Annotated in this window: 4 protein-coding genes; 2 read left to right on the forward strand and 2 right to left on the reverse strand. The window is 45.1% G+C overall.

The features are described 5' to 3' along the window. Window positions 1–17 precede the first annotated feature (17 nt). Window positions 18–518 (reverse strand): Lrp/AsnC family transcriptional regulator, encoded by a 501-nt coding sequence (locus RAC86_RS37260; protein WP_009968070.1) that lies wholly within the window; start codon window positions 516–518, stop codon window positions 18–20. Window positions 519–665: 147 nt separating this feature from the next. Between RAC86_RS37260 and RAC86_RS37265 the strand changes: the two genes are divergently transcribed. Next, window positions 666–1,487, forward strand: a complete 822-nt coding sequence (locus RAC86_RS37265; RefSeq protein WP_014480683.1) for an alpha/beta fold hydrolase — start codon at window positions 666–668, stop codon at window positions 1,485–1,487. A 25-nt stretch (window positions 1,488–1,512) separates the two neighbouring features. Here RAC86_RS37265 and RAC86_RS37270 read toward each other — a convergent pair whose 3' ends face one another. Next, entirely contained in the window at window positions 1,513–1,773 is a 261-nt protein-coding gene (locus RAC86_RS37270) for a YugE family protein (RefSeq protein WP_080529727.1), read from the reverse strand. An 86-nt stretch (window positions 1,774–1,859) separates the two neighbouring features. On the opposite strand from RAC86_RS37270, the gene patB reads away from it, so the two are divergent. Next, window positions 1,860–3,023: a cystathionine beta-lyase PatB gene (gene patB, locus RAC86_RS37275; protein ID WP_377886819.1), complete on the forward strand. Its 1,164-nt coding sequence runs from the start codon at window positions 1,860–1,862 to the stop codon at window positions 3,021–3,023. Window positions 3,024–3,033 lie beyond the last annotated feature (10 nt).

The raw sequence follows: 3,033 nt of genomic DNA on the forward strand, positions 1-3,033 counted from the left end.
GATAAATACGAAGTCATTTACGGTGACACCACGATTCTTTTGTCGTCGTCTCCTGTTTCAAACACTTTGCCGTCATGCTTGTATTTTTTCAGGATAAAATGGGTTGTCGTAGATACAACTGAATCAAGCGTTGAGAGTTTATCCGAAACAAAACGCGCTACGTCAGACATCGAATTGCCGCGAATCACGACAGACAAATCGTATACGCCTGACATCAGGTAAACTGATTCAACCTCTTGGAATCGGTAAATCCGTTCCGCCACTTCATCAAAACCGACGCCCCGCTTCGGCGTTACTTTGACGTCGATCATGGCCGTAACGCCCTCATGTCCGTCTACTTTTCGCCAATCAATCATAGCGGAATAATCGATAATAACCTTTTCTTTCTCCAGTTTGTCAATAATTGTTTTTACTTCATTTACAGGGATGCCCGCCATCTTTGCGATTGTTTCTAAATCGGCGCGGCTGTTTTCGTCTAAAATTTCTAATATTTCTGTTTCTTTTTCTGTCAATTTCATTTGATTCACACCTTTGCAATGTCAAGAAATCTCATGACATTATATCACGTTTTTTGACGAATGCTAAGAAAAAACGAGGAGAAACTTCCGCTAGAATTTACAATTTCAGGGCATAATACAACCATCAAAAAAAGGGAGTGACACAGAATGGAGGCGGTTTCACCAATAAGGCGGTTTACGGTCGATGGAGTCAATGTATACTACGAACATTATCAAAATCCCGGCAGGCAAACGCTGGTCTGCGTACACGGTTTTTTATCATCTGCATTCAGCTTCAGAAAAGTAATTCCTCTCCTTCGGGACAAGTACGACATCATCGCGCTTGATTTGCCTCCTTTCGGCCAATCTGAAAAATCAAGAACGTTTATCTATACCTATCAAAACCTTGCTAAGCTTGTCATTGGGATTTTGGAGCACTTGCAAGTGAAGCAGGCTGTGCTTGTCGGGCATTCTATGGGCGGACAGATATCGCTGTCTGCTGCGCTCCAAAAACCGGAGCTTTTTTCAAAGGTTGTGCTGCTTTGCAGTTCGGGATATTTAAAACGTTCACACCCGACGATCATTTTCGGGACCCATATCCCGTATTTTCATCTTTATATCAAACGCTGGCTCTCGAAAGAAGGCGTGATGAAAAATTTATTAAATGTGGTGCATGACAAATCGCTGATTGATGAGGAGATGATTGACGGCTATGGCAGACCGTTTCAGGACGAGCAGATTTTCAAAGCCATGACAAGGTTTATCCGCCACAGAGAAGGAGATTTAGAACCCGAGCAATTGAAGAAAATGAACAAACCTGCTCTGTTGATTTGGGGCGAGGAGGATCGAATTGTCCCAATGGAGATCGGTAAACGGCTGCACGCAGATTTGCCTAATTCCGTGCTGTACTCACTTGGCCAGACCGGACATCTGGTGCCTGAAGAACGGCCTGAACTTGTTTCTGAACACATTGCTGATTTTATCAATTAAAAAAACCGGTGCTGAACCGGTTTTTTTAAGGCGTGCAGGAGCTGCTGTTTTTAATGAATAAAAGCTGGCCAGCCACTTCCCGGCAGCTGTCGATCGGCAGCGTTTGTTCAAAAGAAGTTTCAAATATTTGCTGAATGCTTTTCGCCAGCACGTCAGGATCGTCTTCATCATAGACTGCCTGCACGACATCAACAGCCTCCGTTTCGTAAAACCCTTCTCCATATTTAAACGGGTCCCATTTGGCAATGATCTTAATCATTTCCCTGACCGCTTGACTTTCTTCCATATTCATCACCGCTTATAATAAAATTTGCAGTTCTATCTTATCATAGTGAAGCTTAGAAGAATAAACATACATGAGGGGGTAACAGAATGAACTTTGATAAACGAGAAGAACGCCTTGGCACCCAATCTGTCAAATGGGACAAAACAGGCGAATTATTTGGCGTGACAGACGCACTCCCGATGTGGGTGGCGGATATGGATTTTCGCGCCCCGGAAGCGATAACTGAAGCGTTAAAAGAGCGTCTTGACCACGGTATTTTTGGTTATACAACTCCAGATCAAAAAACGAAGGATGCTGTGTGCGGATGGATGCAAAACAGGCACGGCTGGAAGGTAAATCCGGAAAGCATCACATTCAGCCCCGGCGTTGTAACAGCTTTGAGCATGGCGGTACAAGCTTTTACGGAGCCTGGCGATCAAGTAGTTGTTCAGCCTCCAGTTTATACGCCTTTTTACCATATGGTGGAGAAAAACGGCCGGCACATTTTACATAATCCGCTGCTAGAAAAAGACGGCGCATATGCAATGGATTTTGAAGATTTGGAGACGAAGCTTCGTGACCCAAGCGTTACATTGTTTATTTTATGCAATCCTCATAACCCTTCTGGGCGTTCATGGAGCCGGGAAGATTTACTGAAGCTAGGCGAATTGTGCCTTGAGCATGGCGTCACAGTTGTATCGGATGAAATCCATTCCGATTTAATGCTGTACGGACATAAACACACGCCGTTCGCTTCGCTCTCTGTCGATTTCGCTGATATTTCTGTGACATGTGCTGCTCCAAGCAAAACATTTAATATCGCCGGATTGCAGGCTTCAGCGATCATTATTCCGGATCGCCTGAAGCGCGCCAAGTTTTCCGCAAGCCTTCAGCGAAATGGTTTAGGCGGACTGAACGCGTTTGCCGTCACTGCAATCGAAGCCGCGTATTCAAAAGGCGGACCGTGGCTTGATGAATTGATCACTTACATTGAGAAAAACATGAACGAAGCGGAAGCCTTTTTGAGCACCGAGCTGCCAAAGGTCAAAATGATGAAGCCGGATGCATCATACTTGATTTGGCTCGACTTCAGCTCTTACGGCTTGTCCGATGCAGAGCTTCAGCAAAGAATGCTAAAAAAAGGAAAAGTTATTTTAGAGCCCGGGACGAAATACGGGCCTGGCGGAGAAGGATTTATGCGCCTGAACGCAGGATGCTCTCTTGCAACCCTGCAGGACGGCCTGCGCCGCATCAAAGCCGCATTATCGTAAATATAGCTGT

It is taken from the genome of Bacillus sp. LR_5, from assembly GCF_042709275.1.